Here is a 20454-nt window from a genome sequence, read left to right as displayed (position 1 = left end):
GAACTTTCTCGATCCGGAATCACGGAGGGGCAGCTTTGCGGTTTTCCAAGCTCAGGCTGAACGGCTTCAAAAGCTTTGTTGATCCTACGGAACTGGTCATTGCCGATGGGCTGACCGGGGTTGTGGGTCCAAACGGTTGCGGCAAATCCAATCTTCTGGAGGCTTTGCGCTGGGTGATGGGCGAGACCCGCGCCAAGGCAATGCGCGGCGGCGGCATGGAAGATGTGATCTTTGCCGGCACTTCGTCGCGGCCCGCGCGCAACTTTGCCGAAGTCAGCCTGCAAATCGACAATTCTGAACGGCTGGCGCCCTCGGGGTTCAATGAGGCGGACGGGCTGGAAATCGTGCGCCGTATCACGCGCGATGTGGGCAGTGCCTACAAGTCGAACAGCAAGGATGTGCGGGCGCGCGATGTGCAGATGCTGTTTGCCGATGCCTCGACGGGGGCGCATTCGCCGGCGCTGGTGCGGCAGGGGCAGATCGCCGAGCTGATCAACGCCAAGCCCAAGGCACGGCGGCGTATTCTGGAAGAGGCGGCGGGTATTTCCGGCCTTTATCAGCGGCGCCACGAGGCCGAGCTGAAGCTGAAGAACACCGAGTCCAACCTGCTGCGTGTCGATGACGTGATCGAGCAGCTGGCGGCACAGCTGGCGCAGCTGGCCAAGCAGGCGCGGCAGGCGCAGCGCTACCGCGAGATCGGTGAAAAGCTGCGCCTGGCCGAGGGCATGTTGCTGTACCGCCGCTGGCGCGAAGCGGATGCGTTGCGGCTGGCCTCCGAGGATGAGCTGCGGGCGCGGGTTGAGCAGGCCGCCAAGGCTGAGGCGCTGGTGCGTGCAGCCGCGGCACAGCGCGGCACGTTTGAAGAAAAGCTGCCGCCCTTGCGTGAAGAAGAGGCGATTGCCGCTGCCATCCTGCAGCGGCTGGTGGTGCAACGGGATTCGCTGGGCGATCAGGAGGCGCAGGCGCGCCAGACCATCGAGCGGCTCAGCAGCCGTGTTGTGCAGCTGGGCAACGACATTGAGCGCGAAGCGGGGCTCAACAAGGACGCCGGCGAAACCATCGAACGGCTGGAGTGGGAGCAGCGCGAGCTGTCCAAGGCCGGCGACGGGCATGACGGCAAGATGGCCGAAGCCGCGGAACTGGCGCGCGATGCCGGCTCGATCTTGCAGGCACGCGAGGATCATCTGGCGCAGGTGACCGAAGATGTGGCCCGTCTGGCGGCTCGCCACCAGTCGGCGCGCCGTGCATTAGAGGATTGCCAACGAGCTTTGGGCCGTTCCGAGGGCGAGGCCGAAAAGGCCCGCGCTGCCAAGGGCGAGGCGCAGGATGCCTTGGAACTGGCGGTGGAGAAATTCGATACTTCGGTGGCCGCTGAGGAAGAGGCCCGCGAGGCCTCGGAAATGGCTGAAGAGGCGCTGGCCGATGCGGATGAGACCCGCACCGAGACTCAAAGCCGGGAGGCCGAAGCGCGTTCGCAGCGCTCTGAAGCCGAAGGCGGGCTGGGCGCGTTGCGCGCTGAGGTTACAGCGCTGGCCAAACTGGTGGAGCGGGATACCGCTGAGGGTGGGCAGATCCTGGACGAGCTGACAGTGGCTCCGGGGTATGAAAAGGCTCTGGGTGCGGCACTGGCCGATGATCTGCGCGCGCCGCTGGCGGAGGCGGACGGGCCGACGGGCTGGGTGGCGCTGTCCGGTTATGACCAGGATGCGCCCCTGCCCGATGGTGTGCAGCCTCTGGCGCTGTTTGTTTCCGGCCCTGATGCCCTGTCCCGCCGGGTGGCGCAGATCGGACTGGTGGATGGCGATGTGGCAGCAGGGCTGCAGGCGCATCTGACGCCAGGGCAGCGGCTGGTGACGGTTGAGGGTGACTTGTGGCGTTGGGATGGTTACCGCGCTTGGGCCGAGGACGCGCCAAGTGCAGCAGCACTGCGACTGGAGCAATTGAACAAGCTGGAAGCGCTGAAGCAGGAGATGGAACGTGTCAGCGCTACGGCGGACGGCGCGCGTGCGGCACATGAGATGCTGTTGCGCAAGCTGGAGGAGGTGACGCTGGCCGACCAGAACGCCCGCCAGGCACGCCGCGTGGCCGACCAGCGGGTGGCAGACGCCGCGCGTGCGCTGAGCCGTGCCGAGGCGGACCGCAACCTGGCTGAGGCCAAGCTTGAGACATTGGGGATTGCCGTCTCCCGCCATGAGGAGGACGCGCTGAGTTCCAGCCTGCAGCTGAAAGAGGCGGAAAAGGCGCTGGGGGATCTCGGCGATCTGGACCAGGCCCGCATTGCGGTTGAGGACATCAAGCAGTCGGTGGAGGCGGCGCGGATCACCATGCTGACGCACCGGTCCTCCCACGATGAGTTGCGCCGTGAAGGCGAGGCCCGCACCAAGCGCGCCCAGGAAGTGACCAAGGAGCTGTCCGGCTGGCGCCACCGTCTGGAGAGCGCTGAGGCACGGATCGCAGAATTGGCCGAACGCCGCGAAGCTTCGCAAGAAGAGCTGGAAGAGGCGAATGCGGTCCCGGCGGAGATTGCCGGGAAACGCGAGGAGCTGAACGAGGCGATTTCCGAGGCAGAGCTGCGTAAGTCCGCGGCAACAGAAGCTCTGATTGCAGCCGAGGCCGAACTGCGTGACGCGGTTCACAAGGAACGCGAATGCGAGCGGCTGGCGTCTGAGGCACGCGAAGCACGCGCCCGCTCTGAGGCGCGCAGCGATGCGGCCAAGGAGGCGGTGACCCAGGCCGCTGGCCGCATCATCGAGGCGCAGCAGATCACCCCGCAGGCGTTGCTGGAGAAGCTGGGCGTGTCACCGGATGAAATGCCCGCCTCGGATGACCTGGAACACGACGTGGACCGCTGCAAGCGCCAGCGCGATGCCATGGGTGCAGTGAACTTGCGGGCGGAGGAAGACGCCCGCGGCGTGCAGAACGAGCATGACACGCTGGTCGCCGAGAAGCTGGACCTGGAAGGCGCGGTCAAGACCCTGCGCGACGGTATTGCCAGTCTCAACCGCGAGGGCCGCGAACGGCTGCTGACGGCGTTTGAGCAGGTGAACAGCAGCTTTGCCATGTTGTTCACCCATCTGTTCGGCGGCGGTGAGGCCAATCTGGTGATGGTCGAAAGCGACGATCCGCTGGATGCGGGCCTTGAGATCATGTGCCAGCCGCCGGGCAAGAAGCTGTCGACCCTGTCACTGCTGTCCGGCGGTGAGCAGACGCTGACCGCGATGGCGCTGATCTTTGCGGTTTTCCTCTCGAACCCGGCGCCGATCTGTGTGCTGGACGAGGTCGACGCGCCGCTGGATGATGCCAATGTCACCCGTTTCTGCGACCTGCTGGACGAGATGTGCCGCCAGACTGACACCCGTTTCCTGATCATCACCCACCACGCGGTGACGATGGCGCGGATGGACCGGCTGTTTGGGGTCACCATGCAGGAAAAGGGCGTTAGCCAGCTGGTTTCAGTTGACCTGAAGAAAGCAGAGGCGATGGTGGCCTAATGCAGAGGCACTACTGGGATTGGTGCGACATCTTTGTGAAAATCAATTTGGTGGAGTGATAAATGACTAAACTCAAAGCAATTGCCGCCGCCGCGGTTTTGATGATGCCGGTTTCCGCTGCGGCCGAAAATGTGGTTGCCAAGACCGGCGACAGCGTGGCCAATTTCTTCAGGGATGAAGGCGCATCGGTCGAGTTGACCACGGATGGGGCTGGGGATCCGCTTCTTAAAACTGAGTACTATGGGAACAGTTTCACTATTATTTTCTATGGCTGCAACAGCAACACCGATTGCAACTCTATTCAGTTCTACTCAGGTTACGTCTCTAAAGGAAGTGTTCGGCTAGCAAAGACTAACCAATGGAATACCGACAATCGTTTTGCTCGCTCTTACATTGATGAGGACGGGGACGCCCGGATCGAAATGGATGTGTTCTTGGGGGATGAGGGTATGAATCCGGATGATTTCGCTCAGGTGGTAGGCCTTTGGACACGGCGCATGACCGAGTTCGAAGAGTTCATCGGCTGGTAAGTCAAGCAGTCACCGGATCGTGACACCAGCTTAACAAGTGAACCGCTAAGGTAGGGGCATGAAACGGATCATGCCCCTTTTTCTATCTCTGATGGCAGGCAGCGCGTTGGCCGGCGATTGGCCGCTGCGGCCCGGCGACACGGCCTTGGCGCAGGACGAACTGGACGCGCTGTCAGGCCGGTCCTTTCGCTTTTATGATGGCGGAGAGTCGCTGTATGGCAGCGATGGCGCCTATGCTTATACCTACTCGGCGGAGAACGGCGGGGGCACCGCTTGGGGCACTTACCGGATTGCCGCAGATGGCAGCGTCTGCGTGGAATTCGCCAACGGGCTTGGCCGCTGCGATCTGTATGTGCGCAATGGAAGCCGGGTCATCCTGATTACCGAAAAGGGCGAGCGGTTCCCGGTCCGTTAAAGCTTCTGCAGCAGCGCCGGCGTCGGCCAGGCATCAGCGGGCAGGCCAAGGCGGGCTTGCTCTTTTTGCACTGCAATCCGGGTGCGGGCGCCAAGAATGCCGTCGATATCCCCAACGTTATGGCCGCGGGCCTGGAGTATCTGCTGCAACTGCTTCATCTGGGTGCCATTCAACCCGCTTTCGGGTTGGCCGGCGCTAAAGGCCTCTGCGCCTTTCAGCCGGTTGGCAAAGTAGGCAGCGGTGAGGACATAGGTAAAGCTCTGGTTCCACTCAAAATAGACGTCAAAGTTGGGGTATGCGAGGAAAGCCGGCCCCTTGTGGCCCTGCGGCAGCAGAAGCGAAGCGCGCAAGGAGGGATCGGGTAGTTTGCCGTCCCGCGCTGAGACGCCCAGACCGCGCCACTGGGCCACGGACTTCTTGCGTCCAGTGCCTGTCAGCGTCAGATCCAGATCCTGGGGGATGATGACCTCTTGCAGCCAGGGCTGGCCCGGTTTCCAACCCAAATGGGACAGCATCCGCGCCCCCGACATCAGCGCGTCGGCGGCAGAGGTTTTCAGGCTGACCTGGCCATCGCCGTCGGCATCGACACCATGATCCAGAATATCTCCGGGCAGCATCTGTACCATGCCGATTTCACCGGCCCAGGCGCCTGTTGTGCGATTGGGATCGAAATTGCCCTGGCTGAACAGCTCCAGTGCCGAGAAGACCTGCGGCCGGAAAAGCTCCGGGCGGCGGCAGTCATGCGCCAGGGTGACAAGCGCATCGCGGGTGTTGAAATCGCCCTGATAGCCGCCATAGTCGGTCTCGAAGGCCCAGAACGCCAGCAGCACACCGCGGTCAATGCCATAGGTGTTCTCAATCCGCTGGAAGGTGGCATCATGTTTTTGCGCCATCTGGCGGCCGCGCTTGATCCGGTTTTGCGAGATCAGGTGGCGGGTGAACTCGATGAAAGGTTTTTGGAACACACCTTGGGCACGGTCCGCCTTAAGAACTCGGGCATCTTTGCGGGTGCCCGAGAAGAAGGCGTTGACAGTGGAGGTGTCATACCCGGCCTGCACCGCCTCGTCTTTCATCAGCTTAACAAAATTCTGAAAGCCGCCGCCGCATTGGGCAGTTGCCGCCGCAGGCAGCAGGCTTGCTGCAAGGACGAAGGGCATTAGGCGCATTGTTCCGGCGCTCCTTTGTCTGACCGCTCCCGCAGGGTCTTATGTGCTAGAAAACCGTGGCAATGGCAACCGTCAGGACAAGACCAAGCGCCCAGGTCTGCCACAGCAGGGTCACGGAGCGGGTGATGGTTTCGGCATTGGCGCTTTTGGTACCAAATGCATGGACCCAGGGAAAGTCGCGCATCTGCCCCTCATAGGATCGCGGGCCGGCCAGTGCGGTGTCCAGCGCCCGCGCCATGGCGGCTTCGGGCCAGCCGGCATTGGGCGACCGGTGTTGTCGGGCGTCTGCAGAAATTGCACCCCAGTGGCGCAGCTGGCCGCTGGACAGGGCGATCAGCAACCCAGTAAGGCGGGCCGGGATCAGGTTCAACAGGTCGTCCAGACGGGCGGCGGCCCAGCCGAAATCCTTGTACCGGCTGGTACGGTAGCCGATCATGCTGTCGGCGGTGTTGACCATCTTGTAAACAATCAGGCCCGGCAAGCCGGCAACCAGAAACCAGAATGCAGGGGCGATGACTCCGTCCGACATGTTCTCGGCGCCGCTTTCAATGGCAGAGCGGGCGGCTTGCGGCGCCGTCATGGCCGCGGTGTCGCGGCTGACGATCATTGCAACCGCTTGGCGGCCATCCTCCAGGCTGCTGCGCAGGCCCTTGGCAACGGCGGCAACATGTTCGGTCAACGAACGCTGGGCAATCAGGATGGCTGCCACCAGGATTTCCACCAGCGTGCCGGGCAGCGACAGCAGCTTGCCAGCGATAACACCGCAAAGAACCAGCGCCAACGCGGCCAGCACGCCTTTGCCGCGGCGGTTTTGGCCGGTATTAAGCTTGCGGTCGAAGAAGCCGACTGCCTTGCCCATCAGCACCGCCGGGTGGGTGATACGGGACCACAGCCATTTGGGCTCGCCGAAAACGGCATCCAGCACGAGGGCCACCGCCAGCATGGCCGCGGTGGTCATAGCGCGGCTTCCAGCCGGTCCCAGCCGTCAGCGGGCGGCAGGCCGAGGCGCAGATAGGTTTTGGAATAAGGGAAAATGCGGCTCCAGATGCGGGCGCGGGCAAGTTTGTCCTGCCAGACGGCGGCATCGTCAACATTGTAGAGGCGGAACAGATCGGTGCCGCCCGCCAGGCTGGCGCCCTTGGCAAGCATCATCTCATCCAGCCGCGCCGCATCCGCCCGGAGCCGGGCGCGGGTGTCTCCGGCCCAGCCGTGGTCCTGCAGGGCCAGCGCGCCAGTGCGCAGGGCCGGGCCGGAGACCGCCCAAGGGCCTTGCCACGTTGACAGAGCGGTGATCAGTTTGGGATCGCCGATCGCAAAGCCCAGCCGCAGGCCGGCGAGGCCCCAGAATTTGCCAAAGCTTTTCAGGACAATCACGCCGGGGCGGGCGGCCATGCGAATCAGGCTCTCCGTTGGACAGACGTCGCAAAAGCTTTCGTCGATAATAGTGAGCGGTGCGGTGAGCTGATCTTCGCTCCATATCCGGCCGTCGGGGTTGTTCGGATGCACCGCCACGCGGGCCTCGGCCGGGCCATCCACGCGGATTTTCCAGCCGCGGGCTTCAAAAGCGGCGGCGTGTTCGTTGTAAGTCGGTTTGGTGATCTGCACCCAGCGCGGCGCGGCCAGCGCAGGCAGGGCTGCGATCAGGGCTGATGCACCGGGGGCAGCCAGAACGGCGGCCTCATCCGGGATGTTCCAGAATGACCGCGCGGCGCGTTCGAGATCGGCCAGCGCATCAGCATCCGGAAGTGCGCCCCAGTCTCCGGCGGTGAAGTCCGGCAGCGGATAGGGGTGCGGGTTGATACCGGTGGACAGGTCCATCCAATCGCTGCGGGTACCCCCGAATTCTGCCATGGCAACGCCCAAGTTGCCGCCGTGGTCCCTGGATGGGGTCGAATTTTCGAGCGGGAGTTCAAGCATCGCGGTAGCCACCGGTTGAATGTTGCTCCGAACGGATCGGACGTCAAATCAGACACAGCGGTTCATAAAGCAACCGGGGCAGGGCGTGAACTCCCTAATTTTAGCGGTATCGGCCGGAAACGCCGGATTGACGGCTGCCCGCGGCGGATCAGCCGCGCCGGTGCGGTTCTTGCCAGTCGATATCCGGATTGACCGGGATGATCCGGTGCGGGTTGATGGTGTCGTGGCTGTAGTAATAGTGGCGCACGATATGGTGCATTCCCACGGTGTCAGCCACGCCTGGCCATTGGTACAGCTCGCGGGTATAGGCCCAAAGGTTCGGGTAGTCTGCCAGCCGCTTGCGGTTGCACTTGAAATGCACGTGATAGACCGGATCAAACCGCAGGAGGGTGGTGAACAGCCGCCAGTCGGCCTCGGTCACGCGGTCGCCCAGCAGGTAGCGGTGTTGCGACAGCAGGTCCTCCAGCCAGCCCAGGCTTTCAAACAGCGGCTCAACCGCGGTGTCATAAGCCTGTTGCGTAGTGGCAAAGCCGCATTTGTAGACGCCGTTGTTTATGGTGCTGTAGATGCGGGCGTTCACGGCCTCGATCGGCTCTCGCAGCTCTTCCGGCCAGTAATCGCCGGTGTTGCCGGTGATCCCGTTGAACGCTGAGTTGAGCATTCGGATGATCTCGGCGCTTTCGTTGGAAACGATGGTCTCCTGTTCCTTGTCCCACAGAACCGGCACCGTCACCCGGCCGGTATAGCCTGCATCGGCGCGGGTGTAGATCTGGTGCATATGGGAACTGCCGAACAGAGTGTCGCCGGTGGCGCCATGGTCGTCCCTGTCAAAGGTCCAGCCTTCGCCCAGCATATCGGGATGCACAACGGAAACAGAGATATGATCCTCGAGCCCCTTCAGCTTGCGGAAGATCAGCGTGCGGTGGGCCCAGGGGCAGGCGAGCGAGACAAAAAGGTGATAGCGTCCGCTTGCTGCGGGGAAGCCGCCCTTGCCCGAAGGACCAGCGCTGCCATCGGCTGTGATCCAGTTGCGGAACTGCGATTCGCTGCGTTTGAAGGCGCCGCCAGTGGATTTGGTATCATACCACTTGTCGTGCCATTTCCCGTCGATCAAAAGGCCCATCACGTCTGCTCCTGCTGCTGTGCGCAGGAAACATAGACCTGCTCAGGCCGGGTGCCTATGCAGCGCAGCGCGCAAGGCCTCTGCGTCACTGCACAAGAGCAACAAAATTGCGCGACCGTCAAATTTCCGAAAATGTTCACTTGATTTTATATGTTTGTGACGCACCGTTGAAAGAAGGACCCGAGAGACCCTAAGCATTTGGAAGGCCGGAACGATGAATACCTATGTGCCCAAAGCCGTGCAGGAAGCGCTGGACACCGCCCGGCTTCAGGGGATGCGCAAGAAAAGCCGTTTGCGGGTAATGGCGGACAATGAGCTGGTCCCGGTTCTGCGGATGTGGAAGACGGGTTTTTCGGTTGAGGCAGAGACTGCGCCGATGCTGCGCGGGCTGGTCGATCTTTACGAGGGAGCGCGGCACCTGTCGCAATGCCTGATCGTTGCCAGCGAAGAAGAGGGTGGCGAGATGCGCTATGAATTCAAGCGCTCAACACCCGCTGCGGACAGGGCACCGCTGGATTTCTACAAATCCCCGGACGCACCTGCCGGGTTGATCCCCTTCGACCAGTCGCAGGGCAAGATCTGAGCCGTCGGCTCAGGGACGGATTTCAACCTCCGTCCCGATTTCTGCCAGGCGCCACAGCGTTTCCATCTGTTCATTGGTGACAGCGATGCAGCCGGCGGTCCAGTCGCCGGGCAGGGTGATCAGATTGCCCACGGAATTCGGCTGCCCATGAATGAAGATGTCGCCGCCGGGGCTGACCCCGGCCGCTTGGGCCTGCTTCCTGTCTTCGGGCTGCGGATAGTTGATTCCCAGCGACAGATGATAGGCACTGTTGGGGTTGCGCCGGTCGATCAGGAATGTGCCTTCGGGCGTTTTGCCGTCACCTTCCTGAAACTTGTCACCTGCCGGTTCGAACCCTAGCGCGATGGGAAATTCCAGCACCGTCTCACCCTCGCGGCTGGCGGTCAGGCGGCGGGCTGATTTCTCAATTAGGATGCGGTCGATCCGCTCCACCGCCGCGGCCTGCGGCGGTGGAGCGGGCCGCGGCGCAAAAGCCTGCCAGGCGGCCCAGGCGGCGCCGGTCAGAACAACCAGCGCCAGCAGGCGCAACAGGCGCTTCATGGTTATTGCAGGTCCGAGAAGGCTGCAGTCAGGCGGCGGCAGGCTTCCTCCACCCGCGACCGCTGGGTGGCCAGGTTGAACCGCTCCATGAACTCCCCCCCTGTGCCAAAGCCGTCGCCGGGCGAGGTGGCGATCTTGGCGCCTTCGCGCAGCCGTTTGATGAATTCCTCGCGGCTCATACCGGTGCCGGAGAAATCCACCCAGGCCAGATAGGTCGATTGCAGCGCCAGTGATCTCAGCCCCGGCAGGACGTTCACGGTCTCGTCAAACAGTCTTCGGTTGCCTTCCAGGTGGGCGATCTGGGCGTCGACCCATTCGGCGCCCTCGGGGGAATACGCGGCGGTGATCATCGCAACACCAAGCGCGCTGGGATCATAATCCAGCGTGTTCTGCCGGTGCCGCATTGCGGCGCGCAGCTCTGGGTCTGGGATGATCATGTTACCGGTCCGCTGGCCGGCAATGTTGAAGGTTTTCGAGGGCGCTGTCAGCGTCACTGTCCAGGCACGTGCGTCGGGGGCCGCCACGTCCATCGGCACAAAAGTGCTGCCAGAATAGACCAGATCATGATGGATCTCGTCGGAGATCAGAATCAACCCGTTGCGCTTGGCAAACTCTGCCACTGCGCGCAGTTCGCCGGCGGTCCAGACCCGGCCTGAGGGGTTCTGCGGCGAGCACCACAACAGCAGCTTCTCGGTTCCGTTCAGGCGCGATTGCGCATCGTCGAGGTCCAGATTGTAGGTGTCGCCGTCGCGCGCCAGCGGGCATTCGGTAACCTTGCGCCCCGACTTGTTCACCTTGTGCGCAAATTCATGATAAACGGGTGAGAAGATAACAGCGCCATCACCGGGCTGGCTCCAGACATCCAAGCAGAGGGCAATGGCATTGCCCAGCCCTTGCGATGTCAGTATCCAATCAGTTTCAATGTCCCAGCTGTGCCGGGTCTTCATCCACCATTGAACTGCCTGCAGATACTCCGGGTGCTGCCAGGAATAGCCGAAGACACCATGTTCGGCTGCGGCTTTGACGGCATCAATCACGCAAGGGGCGGTCTCGTAGTCGGAATCTGCCGTCCACATCGCCAGACCGTCCTGCGCCGGGATGCCGTACAGTTTCTCCATCTTGTCCCATTTCGAACTGTGAGTGCCGCAGCGGTCGGTGACTTTGTCAAAATTCATGTGGTGGATTCCCGTGTCGTTGCCCGTAACTTTGCATGCGAAGCTAGTCACTGCAGCGGCACGCGCAAGGGGGCGTTGCGATGGCGCGGCTGATCGCATACATGAAGCGCATGAAACGACCGATCCTGATCCATCCCGATCCCCGCCTGAAAAAGGTCTGCGTGCCTGTGCCGGACCTGAGCGATGATTTGCGCGTGCTGGCGGATGACATGCTGGAAACCATGTATGGAGCCCCCGGCATCGGGCTGGCGGCGCCGCAGATCGGTATTCTGCAACGGCTGATCGTGCTGGATTGCATCAAGGAAGAGGACGGCGATGCGCGCCCCTTGGTGATGTTCAACCCGCAGGTCCTGTCGTCCTCGGACGACACCAACGTTTATGAGGAAGGCTGCCTGTCGATCCCGGACCAGTATGCCGAAGTGACCCGTCCCAGGGTCGTAGAAGTCGAATGGATGGATCGCGACGGCAATGCGCAGCGTGAAACGTTTGACGGGCTGTGGGCCACCTGTGTGCAGCATGAGATCGACCACTTGAACGGCAAGCTGTTCATCGATTACCTGAAACCGCTGAAGCGCCAGATGATCACCCGCAAGATGCAGAAGCTGAAGCGCGAACGCGCCCGCGCCTGAGGAAACATCAGACATGACCGTCCGCACCTGCCTGCCCTGGCCTGACAAGCGCCTGCGCACCAAGGCCGAAGAAGTAAGCGAAATCACCAGTGAGATTCGTGAAATCTGGAACGACATGGTTGATACTATGGACGCGATGCCGGGCGTGGGCCTGGCTGCTACCCAGATCGGCGCGATGCTGCGGCTGGCAGTGGTGGACGGCTCCACTGAACGCGGACGCGCGGTGAAGCTGGCCAATCCGGAGATCCTGCACGCCTCGGTCGAGCTGCGCGAGCATGACGAAGCCAGCCCCAACCTGCCGGGCGTCTCAGCCAAGATCAAACGCCCGCGTGCCGTGACCGTCCGTTTCATCAACGAACAGGGCATGGTGGACCGCAAGGATTTTATCGGGATTGAGGCCACCTCGGTACAGCATCAGATCGATCATCTGAACGGCAGGATGTATTTCGACCGTCTAAGCAAGGTGAAACGCGACATGCTGATCCGCAAGGCGAAAAAGCTGAACGGCTGAGGCCGGATTTCATTTCCCGGGCCGCTTGGGCCCGGTTCGCGCCCGGCCCCGTCCCCAGGGCGGACGCGGATCTGCCTACAGCCCGTCTTGACGGCTGCGGGCAGGGCAACCGGGGCAGGGGATGCAGATGCGTATTGTCTTCATGGGAACGCCTGATTTTTCGGTGCCGGTGCTGGATGCCCTGGTCGATGCAGGACACGAGATTGCCGCCGTTTACTGCCAGCCTCCCCGGCCTGCAGGCCGCGGCAAGAAGGACCGGCCCGCACCCGTCCACGCCCGCGCCGCGGCCTTGGGGCTGGAAGTGCGCCATCCAGTTTCTCTGAAAGGGACAGAAGAACAGGAAGCCTTTGCGGCTTTGAATGCGGATGTGGCGGTGGTTGTGGCCTATGGTTTGATCCTGCCGCAGGCGGTTCTGGACGCGCCCGCGCATGGCTGCCTGAACATCCACGCCAGCCTCTTGCCGCGCTGGCGCGGGGCGGCGCCGATCCACCGGGCGATCATGGCGGGTGATCCGGAAACCGGCATCTGCATCATGCAGATGGAAGCAGGGCTCGACACCGGGCCGGTGCTGCTGCGTAAGGCTACCGCAATCGGCGCCGAGGAAACCACCGCCCAGCTGCATAACCGGCTGTCGGAAATGGGCGCTGCGCTGATCGTGGACGCCCTGAGCCGCCTGGCAGAGCTGACGCCTGAGGTGCAGCCGGAGGCGGGCGTTACCTATGCCGAAAAGATCGACAAAGGCGAGGCGCAGGTAAACTGGACCCGTCCGGCGGCAGAGGTGGACCGTCAGATCCGAGGGCTGTCGCCCTTCCCCGGCGCTTGGTGCGAAATCAAGGGCCAGCGGGTCAAGCTGCTGGCTTCGCGATTGGCAAAGGGCCAAGGCGCGCCGGGCGAAGTTCTGGATGACAATCTGACAATCGCTTGCGGGTCCGGCGCGGTCCAGCTGTTGCGCTTGCAACGGGCAGGTAAAAGCGCGCAGGATCCCGAAGTATTCTTACGTGGCTACCCTGTTTCGAAGGGCTGCCGCCTGTAACCGGGAGCCCGGCATGATTCTGACCTTGATGGGCACCGTGGTGATTGCCGGTATTGTCGGCTACGCTTCTGAACGCAGCGGCTTTACCAGCAATGGCTATGTGCCATCGATCATCATTTGCACTGGTGGTGCGTTCCTGTTCTATTTCATGCGGCTGATGTTCGGCATCGGCTTCAGCGCGCCGGGCTGGAATGCGATTGCCTCTTCCATCGGGGCCTTGGTGATCGTGCCGACCCATTGGCGCAGATAGGGAGTTCGCTATGCCCGTTCTTGCATTGATTATCATCGGCGCTGCGGCAGGTTTCCTGGCGACCCGGCTGATGCGGCTTGAAACAGATATCATCACAACTGTTGTGATTGGCATGGCCGGTGCATTGATCGGCGGGCTGGTGCTGCGCGCCCTGCTGGCGGTCATGGGGTTCATGGCCGGATTTGCCGGCGCGGTATTGGGCGCTTTGGTGCTGATCTGGCTTTGGCAGCGCTACCTGGGCAAGTAATCCCGGCTGAGGTACGCAGGCCACAGCCGGGGGGAGAACGGGCGATTTCTGCTGCACCGGGCCGCTGAATGAATACAATATCTCAACCGCTGAGCAACGCGGTGGAAAATCGAGGCAGAGGGCATTTGCAGATGACACAGGACAGCGGCCAGCCCGGCGCGCCGAACGTGGTGGTTGTGACCACCATGAAGGATGAAGGCGCTTACATTCTCGACTGGATCAGCCACTACAAATCCATTGGTGTCAGCGATTTTGTCATCTTCACCAATGAATGCTCCGATCCCACGGACCACATCCTGCGCTGCCTGCACCGGATGGGTGTAATCGAACACCGGTTCAGCCGGGTGGTGCGCCGCGGCCCGCACAAAAGCGCACTGATGTGGGCGGAATACGAGCCCAAGGTGAACAATGCTGACTGGGTTCTGGTGATCGACGTCGATGAATATCTGCAGATCAATTCCGGTGACGGCACGTTGCCGGGGCTGCTGGCAGAGCGGGCGGATGCAGATGCGGTTTCCTTTGTTTGGCGCATTTTCGGCAATGCAGGGGTTGGGACTGTGGATCACCCCCCGGTGCCGCAGGCCTTTGTGCTGGCTGAACCTGCGGCGGGGCTCCCGGACGAACACCGGTTCTTCAAGACCGCGTTCCGCAAAAATGGAAAATTCACCCGTATGGGGGTTCACCGCCCTTTCCTTGCGGACACGGCGGGCGAGGTGAACTGGCAGCTTGCCGATGGCACACGCCTGCCGGAGGATGAGCTGGAAGGCGCCCTGTATGTGCGCGGCGGCTACGGCTATTCCGCAGCGCAGCTCAACCATTATGCGCTGCGGTCGCGTGACGGGTTCCTGAACAAGAAAGCCCGCGGCCGGGCAAACCACTTCACCTCCTCCATTGAACCAAGCTACTGGCATAAGTTTGACAGGAATGAAGAAGAAGACCGGCGGCTGGCGGACAATTTCTCAGCCGCGCTGCAGATCAAGGAAGATCTGCTGCAAGACGCCAATCTGCGGGAGTACCATGAAATGGCGCTGGTCTGGCATCGGCGCAAGGGCCGTAAGGCCAGGATCAGCAAGGACGGCCAGGAGTTTCTGAACTCCTTGGCTGAGAGCCGCAAAACCGCTTGATTGCGGCTGATTGGTAGCGGGTGCCATTCGTGTCAGCGCGTCTTGGCTTCCGGTGCCGCCAGATTGAGAAGGCTTGCTCCGCAGCAGCCGCGTATCTGATTGCGCTGATGACAGTTTCCGGATCCGGGTTGTGAAGACTGGGTTTACAATCAGGTATTTCCGGTTGATTGGAGGAAGCGTCCATTGTTCTGGCTGCAAGCCGGCCTTAACTGCGCGGCGGGCGGCTTTTGTAGACAGGCAGGTGCCAGCCGAACATGATGGAACCTGCCCGCAATGTCCAGCACACCCCGGCGCAGGCCAGCAGGGCAAACCGGACCTCCAGTCCCAGCCAGATCATTATAACGGCGGTGATCGCGCCTGCCATGGCGCAGGAGATGTACAGCTCACCCTGTTTCAGCACCAATGGCACCTCGTTGCAGACCACGTCGCGCATCAAACCGCCCATGGTTCCGGTGGCCATGCCCATCAGCACGGTGATCACCGGCGGGCTGTCCAGCGCCAGTGCGGCACCTGTCCCTGCGGGGACAGCTACGGCCAGCGCAAAACTGTCGAGCCACACGACCCAGCGCAACCGGCTTTCCAGCAGATGCGCAGAGAAGAACACGGCCACCGCCGCAAAAGCCGCAAGCAGGATGTAATTCGGGTTGCCGATCCAAAACACCGGATTGCGATCCAAAAGCAAGTCGCGCAGCGTGCCGCCGCCAAGCGCAGTCAGGCAGGCAACAAAGGCAAAGCCGACGATATCCAGCTGTGCCCGGCTGGCCACCAGTGCGCCGGACAGGGCAAAGACCAGAACAGAAGCGTAATCCAGCAGCGCCAGAAATGTCATAGTCGGTGCGCTTGCATCAGGCGCTTTTCTTTTTCTTGAAGGGCGCCATGCCCGCGCGGGCCAGCTCATCCGCGCGTTCGTTCTCCGGGTGGCCAGCGTGGCCCTTGACCCATTCCCAAGTCACTTTGTGGCGGGCTTGCGCTTCGTCCAGGCGCTGCCACAGCTCGACGTTTTTGACCGGCTTCTTGCTGGAGGTTTTCCAGCCGTTTCTCTTCCAGCCGAAGATCCAGCCGGTGACGCCGTTCTTCACATAGGCCGAGTCGGTCACCACGGTGAGCGTGGACGGGCGCGCCAGGCTTTCCAGCGCGTTAATCGCCGCCAGCAGCTCCATCCGGTTGTTGGTGGTTTCGGCTTCGCCACCCTTCAGTTCTTTCTCCTTGACGACGGTGTCTCCATCCATCGCACGCAGCAACGCACCCCATCCGCCGGGGCCGGGGTTACCGGAGCAGGCGCCGTCGGTATAGGCAAACAGCTCAGCCATGGGCGGTCACCAGAATGAAGGGGGCCATGGTGCCATCCAGGCCCTCAGCCTCGCCGAATTTGCGGGTTTTCACGTCAAAGCCAGTCTGTTCCAGAAGCTGCACCAGTTCGTCCTCGGAGTAATAGGTATAGAGGCGGCCAATACCGTCGCGGGCTTCGCCTTCCCCCAATTTCATGCCGATGTGAAACACACCGCCGGGTTTCAGCGCCTGCTTGAGGGCTGCCAGATGCCGGGGCATATCGGCGCGCGGGGCGTGCAGCAAGCTGAAATTGGCCCAGATGCCATCATAGACCCCGGTGCCTTCGATCTGATCGAAGGTCGCCCGGCGGGCGTTGACGCCAGCGCGCTGGCCCGCCAATGCGACCATCTCTGCAGAGGCGTCCAGCGCGTCAGCTAGCAGACCGGATTGGGCCATGGCCGCAGCGGAGGTGCCGGGGCCGCAGCCGAGGTCAAGCACCCGGCCACCCTTGGGGCAGGCTCCGATGAAGGCCGCCAGGCTTGGGTCGTTTCCCGCTTGCTCATCTGTCAGCGCGGCATAATCGGCAGCGCGGCTGTCGTAGACGCGGATGGTTTCTGAATCGGTCATACTGCGGTCTCCGGAGGCTCAGGCGCGTTCCAGGGCAAGCCGGGCGGCGAGGCCTGCAAACACGGCAGCAAAGCCGCGGCTCATCCATTTCAGCACCCGCTCGCTGTTCAGCAGATAATTGCGGGCCTGTGCGGCAAACAGCCCGTAGAACACAAAAATGACGAAGGTCATTATCATGAACACCAGCCCCAGAACGGACATCTCCAGCGTTGCGCTGGCGGGGGTGCCGCTCAGGAACGGCGGCAGCAGGGCCAGAAAGAACACCGACAGTTTGGGGTTCAGAATGTTAATCAGCGCTCCGCGCCAGGCGATGGTCCAGCCGGGCTGGCTGGTACGCTTTGAACTGACGGCCAGGACGCCGCCGCTGCGCAGGGCCTGCCAGGCCAGATAAAGCAGATAGGCAACGCCTGCGGCCTTGACGATCTGGAACAGCAGCGCCGAGCTGTGCAAAACCGCCGCCAGTCCAAGGGTCGCAGCAGCCAGGTGCGGAAGAATGCCGAAGGTGCAGCCAAGCGCAGCCCAGATCGCAGCGCGGCGGCCTTGGCCAAGGCCCAGGGCCAATGTGTAAATGACGCCGGTACCCGGGGCGAGGACAACAACAAAGGCGGTGATCAGAAATTGCAGAGTAATCATCAATGCGGCTCCAGAAAAAATGTCCGAGTGCTATTGGGTAACATGATTAGCGTAGCGCAGGTGTGTTTTCTGTGACTTTCGCCGCAATCCGGCCGCGTTTCGTCAGGCGGTTTCGCGCAACACCTTGGGCACCTTGAATTCCACGGTTTCGACAGCGGTTTCCACCACCTCGACCGTCACGTCATAGCGGGTGCGGAAGGCGTCGATCACTTCGTTGACCAGCAGTTCCGGGGCGGAAGCGCCGGCGGTGATGGCAACCGAGCTGATGCCCTCCAGCGCGCGCCAGTCGATGTTGTCCGCGCGTTGCACCAATTGGGCGTAATCGCAGCCATTTTTGGCGCCGACTTCGACCAGGCGGCGGGAATTCGAGGAGTTCGGCGCCCCGACCACCAGAAGGGCATCCGCCTTGGGCGCCACCGATTTCACCGCTTCCTGGCGGTTGGTGGTGGCGTAGCAGATATCTTCCTTGTGCGGGCCGGTAATGTTCGGGAACCGCTGGTGCAACGCTGCCACGATGCCCTTGGTGTCATCGACCGACAGGGTGGTCTGGGTGACATAGGCCAGCTGATCCGGGTCGCGCACGTCCACCGCGGCCACGTCCTCGACGGTTTCCACCAGCAGCACCTCGCCGTCGGGCAGCTGTCCCATGGTGCCAATGGTTTCGGGGTGGCCCTTGTGGCCGATCATGATCATTTGCAGGCCGGCTTCAGCGTGGCGCTGGGCCTCGATATGCACCTTGGAGACCAGCGGGCAGGTGGCATCGACAAAGATCATCTCGCGCGCTTCGGCAGCGGCAGGCACCGATTTGGGAACCCCGTGGGCGGAGAAGATCACCGGGCGGTCATCGGGGCATTCGTCCAACTCCTCGACAAATACCGCGCCCTTGTCGCGCAACGAGTCGACGACGAATTTATTGTGGACGATTTCGTGGCGCACATAGACCGGCGCCCCCCATTTCCCGATCGCCATTTCGACAATCTTGATGGCGCGGTCCACTCCGGCGCAAAAGCCGCGCGGCGCAGCAAGGTAGAGTGTCAGGGCTGGCTTGGTCATTGGCGTCTCCTTGCGGCCAGAGGTAAGCGGTTCGGGCCGCAAGGTCCAGTGCCGGCGCGGCCGCAGCCGGTGCCTGCGGAACTTGCCGCGGCGGCCGGCCGCAAAAAGGCCGGACGGGCCGCGCGGACAGCGGTGATTGTATGAAAAAGACAATTTTTGCTTCTAACAGGCAGAGGCTGGCGCAGCCGTTCAGACAGCCCCGGCCAAGCTCAAAGCAGCTTATTGATGCCGGCGGATCTACCAATGCAGAGCATTTCCGGCACGCTGGATGCGCCACACGCAACAATACGGGTAACCCGCCGCAACCAGATCAATAATCAGGCAGGGGAACGCGCTGTCCGGAACAGGGCGCCACCCCATCAGGCGCCTTGTTCCGGCAGGTTTTTCTTAGCCGTGCGCGGCGGTCGCTGAACGCGGTTCGCTTTGCTCACGCGGCGGGCGGCCGATGACATCGCGCAGTTCTTCCAGCTCGATGAAATTGTCAGCCTGGCGGCGCAGATCGTCCGAGATCATAGGCGGCTGGCTGCGGATGGTAGACACCACCGATACACGCACACCCTGGCGCTGCAGGCTGGCAATCAGCGGGCGGAAATCGCCATCGCCCGAGAACAGCACGATATGGTCCACCCGCGGGGCCAATTCCATGGCATCGACGGTAAGCTCGATATCCATGTTGCCTTTGACTTTGCGGCGGCCCATGCTGTCGGTGTATTCCTTGGCCGGTTTGGTGACCATGGTGAAGCCGTTGTAATGCAGCCAGTCGACCAGAGGGCGGATCGGTGAATACTCGTCATTCTCCAGCAGGGCAGTGTAATAAAAGGCCCGCAGAAGCTTGCCGCGGCGCATGAATTCCTGCCGCAAAAGCTTATAGTCGATGTCAAACCCAAGCGCCTTAGCTGCGGCGTACAGGTTCGACCCGTCTATGAACAGCGCAAGCCGTTCGTCTTTATAAAACATAAAATGTTCCTTCCGGTATAACCGTCCCGGCCGGGTGTTCCGTGAGTGAGTGCTTGAAATCAGCGGGACGGGTGGACTTAATGTAAGTTATTTGTCATCTGCCGCAAGTATACTGCCATTCTGAAATAGGGTCAAAAATGGCCGGAATCCGGAAAACGTCGCTCATCGCGCTTGGCGGCAACCTGCCTGTCGAGGCAGATGCGCCGCAAGCCACCTTGTCAAAGGCTCTTGCCGCTTTGCAATCGGATGATGTTGTGCTGCGCTGCATCTCGCGGTTCTTTCAGACACCCTGTTTCCCGGCGGGCGCCGGGCCGGATTATGTGAACGCAGCGGTTGCGGTTGAGACGTCCTTGTCCGCGCACGCGCTGCTGGCGCGCTTGCATGAAATTGAAGCGCAGTTTGCGCGGGTGCGCGAGCAGCGCTGGGGGATGCGTACGCTTGATCTGGATCTGATTGACCATGGCGGCGCGGTGCTGCCGGATGCGGACGGGTTTGCCCGCTGGCAGGGGCTGCCGCTGGAGACCCAGATGCAGGAGGCGCCAGGGCAGCTGATCCTGCCGCATCCGCGCATTCAGGACCGCGCCTTTGTGCTGGTGCCGCTTTGCGATATTGCGCCGCGCTGGCGCCACCCGGTGCTGCAGAAAACTGCCGCCGGTTTGCTGGCGGAATTGCCACCGGAAGATGTGGCAGAGGTCACGCCGTTGCTGGTCGCGTGATGCGGTGTTTTCCGCTCTTGTCAAGGGAAAGGTTTGGGCGTAAATGTCTGCCTTCTGGACCCGGAATGATATGGAGAGTCGCTGATGGCCCGCGTGACGGTTGAAGATTGCGTCGATAAAGTGCCCAACCGCTTTGAGCTGGTGATGCTGGCAGCGCACCGTGCCCGCGAAATCTCGGCTGGTGCCCCGATCACCGTGGACCGCGACAACGACAAAAACCCGGTCGTTTCCCTGCGTGAAATCGCTGACGAGACACAAAGCGCAGACGATCTGCGTGAGCGTCTGATCGAAGGCAACCAGACTCAGATCGAAGTCGATGAGCCGGAAGAAGATTCGATGGCTCTGCTGATGGGCGCGGATCACGACAAGCCCGCCGATGACGATATGTCTGAAGAGAAACTGCTGCGCGCGCTGATGGAGGCCCAGGGCCAGGGCTGAGGCGTACGCTGACGAATTTGAGGCTGC

At 62.0% G+C, this 20454-nt stretch carries 24 protein-coding genes; 12 read left to right on the top strand and 12 right to left on the bottom strand.

Annotation, left to right across the window (positions count from 1 at the left end):
* The first annotated feature begins 35 nt into the window (after positions 1-35).
* The 3 genes from K3557_RS17305 (at position 36) to K3557_RS17295 (ending at position 4436) form a co-directional block, all read left to right on the top strand.
* Complete coding sequence (locus K3557_RS17305) at positions 36-3491, top strand: chromosome segregation SMC family protein (protein WP_259995250.1); 3456 nt, start codon at positions 36-38, stop codon at positions 3489-3491.
* A 62-nt stretch (positions 3492-3553) separates the two neighbouring features.
* The gene (locus K3557_RS17300; RefSeq protein ID WP_259995249.1) at positions 3554-4021 is read left to right on the top strand and encodes a YbjN domain-containing protein; all 468 of its coding nucleotides are present in this window, start codon (positions 3554-3556) and stop codon (positions 4019-4021) included.
* A 70-nt stretch (positions 4022-4091) separates the two neighbouring features.
* Positions 4092-4436 carry a hypothetical protein gene (locus K3557_RS17295; protein WP_311198477.1) on the top strand — a complete coding sequence of 115 codons (345 nt, stop codon included), beginning with the start codon at positions 4092-4094 and terminating at the stop codon, positions 4434-4436.
* Here the strand turns inward: K3557_RS17295 and K3557_RS17290 are convergent.
* The 4 genes from K3557_RS17290 to K3557_RS17275 form a co-directional block, all read right to left on the bottom strand.
* The gene (locus K3557_RS17290; protein WP_259995246.1) at positions 4433-5602 is read right to left on the bottom strand and encodes a lytic murein transglycosylase; all 1170 of its coding nucleotides are present in this window, start codon (positions 5600-5602) and stop codon (positions 4433-4435) included. The two genes, K3557_RS17295 and K3557_RS17290, sit on opposite strands and share 4 nt — an antisense overlap.
* A 46-nt stretch (positions 5603-5648) precedes the next feature.
* Positions 5649-6560, bottom strand: coding sequence for an adenosylcobinamide-phosphate synthase CbiB (gene cbiB, locus K3557_RS17285; RefSeq protein ID WP_259995245.1), 912 nt, complete (start codon positions 6558-6560; stop codon positions 5649-5651).
* Entirely contained in the window at positions 6557-7519 is a 963-nt protein-coding gene (locus tag K3557_RS17280) for a threonine-phosphate decarboxylase (protein WP_259995244.1), read from the bottom strand. The genes cbiB and K3557_RS17280 overlap by 4 nt, the downstream gene beginning before the upstream one ends.
* 148 nt (positions 7520-7667) lie before the next feature.
* Positions 7668-8642, bottom strand: coding sequence for a glutathione S-transferase family protein (locus tag K3557_RS17275; protein WP_259995243.1), 975 nt, complete (start codon positions 8640-8642; stop codon positions 7668-7670).
* Positions 8643-8856: 214 nt separating this feature from the next.
* On the opposite strand from K3557_RS17275, the gene K3557_RS17270 reads away from it, so the two are divergent.
* On the top strand, positions 8857-9225 hold the full coding sequence (locus tag K3557_RS17270; RefSeq protein WP_027257273.1) for a hypothetical protein: 369 nt from the start codon (positions 8857-8859) through the stop codon (positions 9223-9225).
* A gap of 9 nt (positions 9226-9234) precedes the next feature.
* Here the strand turns inward: K3557_RS17270 and K3557_RS17265 are convergent, their stop codons facing one another.
* Both K3557_RS17265 and K3557_RS17260 read right to left on the bottom strand, forming a co-directional pair.
* Entirely contained in the window at positions 9235-9765 is a 531-nt protein-coding gene (locus K3557_RS17265; RefSeq protein WP_259995242.1) for a murein L,D-transpeptidase family protein, read from the bottom strand.
* A 2-nt stretch (positions 9766-9767) separates the two neighbouring features.
* Complete coding sequence (locus tag K3557_RS17260; protein WP_259995241.1) at positions 9768-10940, bottom strand: MalY/PatB family protein; 1173 nt, start codon at positions 10938-10940, stop codon at positions 9768-9770.
* 110 nt (positions 10941-11050) lie between these two features.
* Here K3557_RS17260 and def (K3557_RS17255) point away from each other — a divergent pair, with 110 nt between their 5' ends.
* The 6 genes from def (K3557_RS17255) (at position 11051) to K3557_RS17230 (ending at position 14734) form a co-directional block, all read left to right on the top strand.
* Positions 11051-11569: a peptide deformylase gene (gene def / locus K3557_RS17255; protein WP_259999668.1), complete on the top strand. Its 519-nt coding sequence runs from the start codon at positions 11051-11053 to the stop codon at positions 11567-11569.
* Positions 11570-11582: 13 nt separating this feature from the next.
* The gene (gene def / locus K3557_RS17250) at positions 11583-12080 is read left to right on the top strand and encodes a peptide deformylase (protein WP_259989193.1); all 498 of its coding nucleotides are present in this window, start codon (positions 11583-11585) and stop codon (positions 12078-12080) included.
* Between the two features lie 127 nt (positions 12081-12207).
* A complete protein-coding gene (fmt, locus tag K3557_RS17245) occupies positions 12208-13113 on the top strand; it encodes a methionyl-tRNA formyltransferase (RefSeq protein ID WP_259995240.1) in 906 nt (301 codons plus the stop codon).
* Between the two features lie 13 nt (positions 13114-13126).
* Positions 13127-13363 (top strand): hypothetical protein, encoded by a 237-nt coding sequence (locus K3557_RS17240; RefSeq protein WP_129369315.1) that lies wholly within the window; start codon positions 13127-13129, stop codon positions 13361-13363.
* 10 nt (positions 13364-13373) lie between these two features.
* Positions 13374-13610 (top strand): GlsB/YeaQ/YmgE family stress response membrane protein, encoded by a 237-nt coding sequence (locus tag K3557_RS17235; protein WP_259989199.1) that lies wholly within the window; start codon positions 13374-13376, stop codon positions 13608-13610.
* Between the two features lie 131 nt (positions 13611-13741).
* On the top strand, positions 13742-14734 hold the full coding sequence (locus tag K3557_RS17230) for a glycosyltransferase family 2 protein (protein ID WP_259995238.1): 993 nt from the start codon (positions 13742-13744) through the stop codon (positions 14732-14734).
* Between the two features lie 205 nt (positions 14735-14939).
* Here the strand turns inward: K3557_RS17230 and K3557_RS17225 are convergent, their stop codons facing one another.
* From K3557_RS17225 to K3557_RS17200, 6 genes are all read right to left on the bottom strand, one after another.
* Positions 14940-15563: a trimeric intracellular cation channel family protein gene (locus K3557_RS17225; RefSeq protein ID WP_259995236.1), complete on the bottom strand. Its 624-nt coding sequence runs from the start codon at positions 15561-15563 to the stop codon at positions 14940-14942.
* A gap of 16 nt (positions 15564-15579) precedes the next feature.
* Positions 15580-16044, bottom strand: a complete 465-nt coding sequence (gene rnhA / locus K3557_RS17220; protein ID WP_134830827.1) for a ribonuclease HI — start codon at positions 16042-16044, stop codon at positions 15580-15582.
* Positions 16037-16630: a class I SAM-dependent methyltransferase gene (locus K3557_RS17215; protein WP_259995234.1), complete on the bottom strand. Its 594-nt coding sequence runs from the start codon at positions 16628-16630 to the stop codon at positions 16037-16039. The genes rnhA and K3557_RS17215 overlap by 8 nt, the downstream gene beginning before the upstream one ends.
* Positions 16631-16648: 18 nt before the next feature.
* A complete protein-coding gene (locus tag K3557_RS17210; RefSeq protein ID WP_259995232.1) occupies positions 16649-17263 on the bottom strand; it encodes a LysE family translocator in 615 nt (204 codons plus the stop codon).
* Positions 17264-17365: 102 nt separating this feature from the next.
* A complete protein-coding gene (ispH, locus tag K3557_RS17205) occupies positions 17366-18316 on the bottom strand; it encodes a 4-hydroxy-3-methylbut-2-enyl diphosphate reductase (protein WP_259995230.1) in 951 nt (316 codons plus the stop codon).
* 387 nt (positions 18317-18703) lie between these two features.
* Positions 18704-19273, bottom strand: coding sequence for an NYN domain-containing protein (locus K3557_RS17200; RefSeq protein WP_019296609.1), 570 nt, complete (start codon positions 19271-19273; stop codon positions 18704-18706).
* A 137-nt stretch (positions 19274-19410) separates the two neighbouring features.
* Here K3557_RS17200 and folK point away from each other — a divergent pair, with 137 nt between their 5' ends.
* Together folK and rpoZ are read left to right on the top strand one after the other, a co-directional pair.
* Positions 19411-19989: a 2-amino-4-hydroxy-6-hydroxymethyldihydropteridine diphosphokinase gene (gene folK / locus K3557_RS17195; RefSeq protein ID WP_259989211.1), complete on the top strand. Its 579-nt coding sequence runs from the start codon at positions 19411-19413 to the stop codon at positions 19987-19989.
* A gap of 84 nt (positions 19990-20073) precedes the next feature.
* Complete coding sequence (rpoZ, locus tag K3557_RS17190) at positions 20074-20427, top strand: DNA-directed RNA polymerase subunit omega (protein ID WP_129369324.1); 354 nt, start codon at positions 20074-20076, stop codon at positions 20425-20427.
* The last annotated feature ends 27 nt before the right edge of the window (positions 20428-20454 follow it).

Source organism: Leisingera sp. M523 (assembly GCF_025141335.1).
Lineage (GTDB): Bacteria > Pseudomonadota > Alphaproteobacteria > Rhodobacterales > Rhodobacteraceae > Leisingera.
The sequence above is the reverse complement of the archived record's forward strand: the minus strand, read 5'-3'. Positions and strand labels throughout refer to the sequence as shown.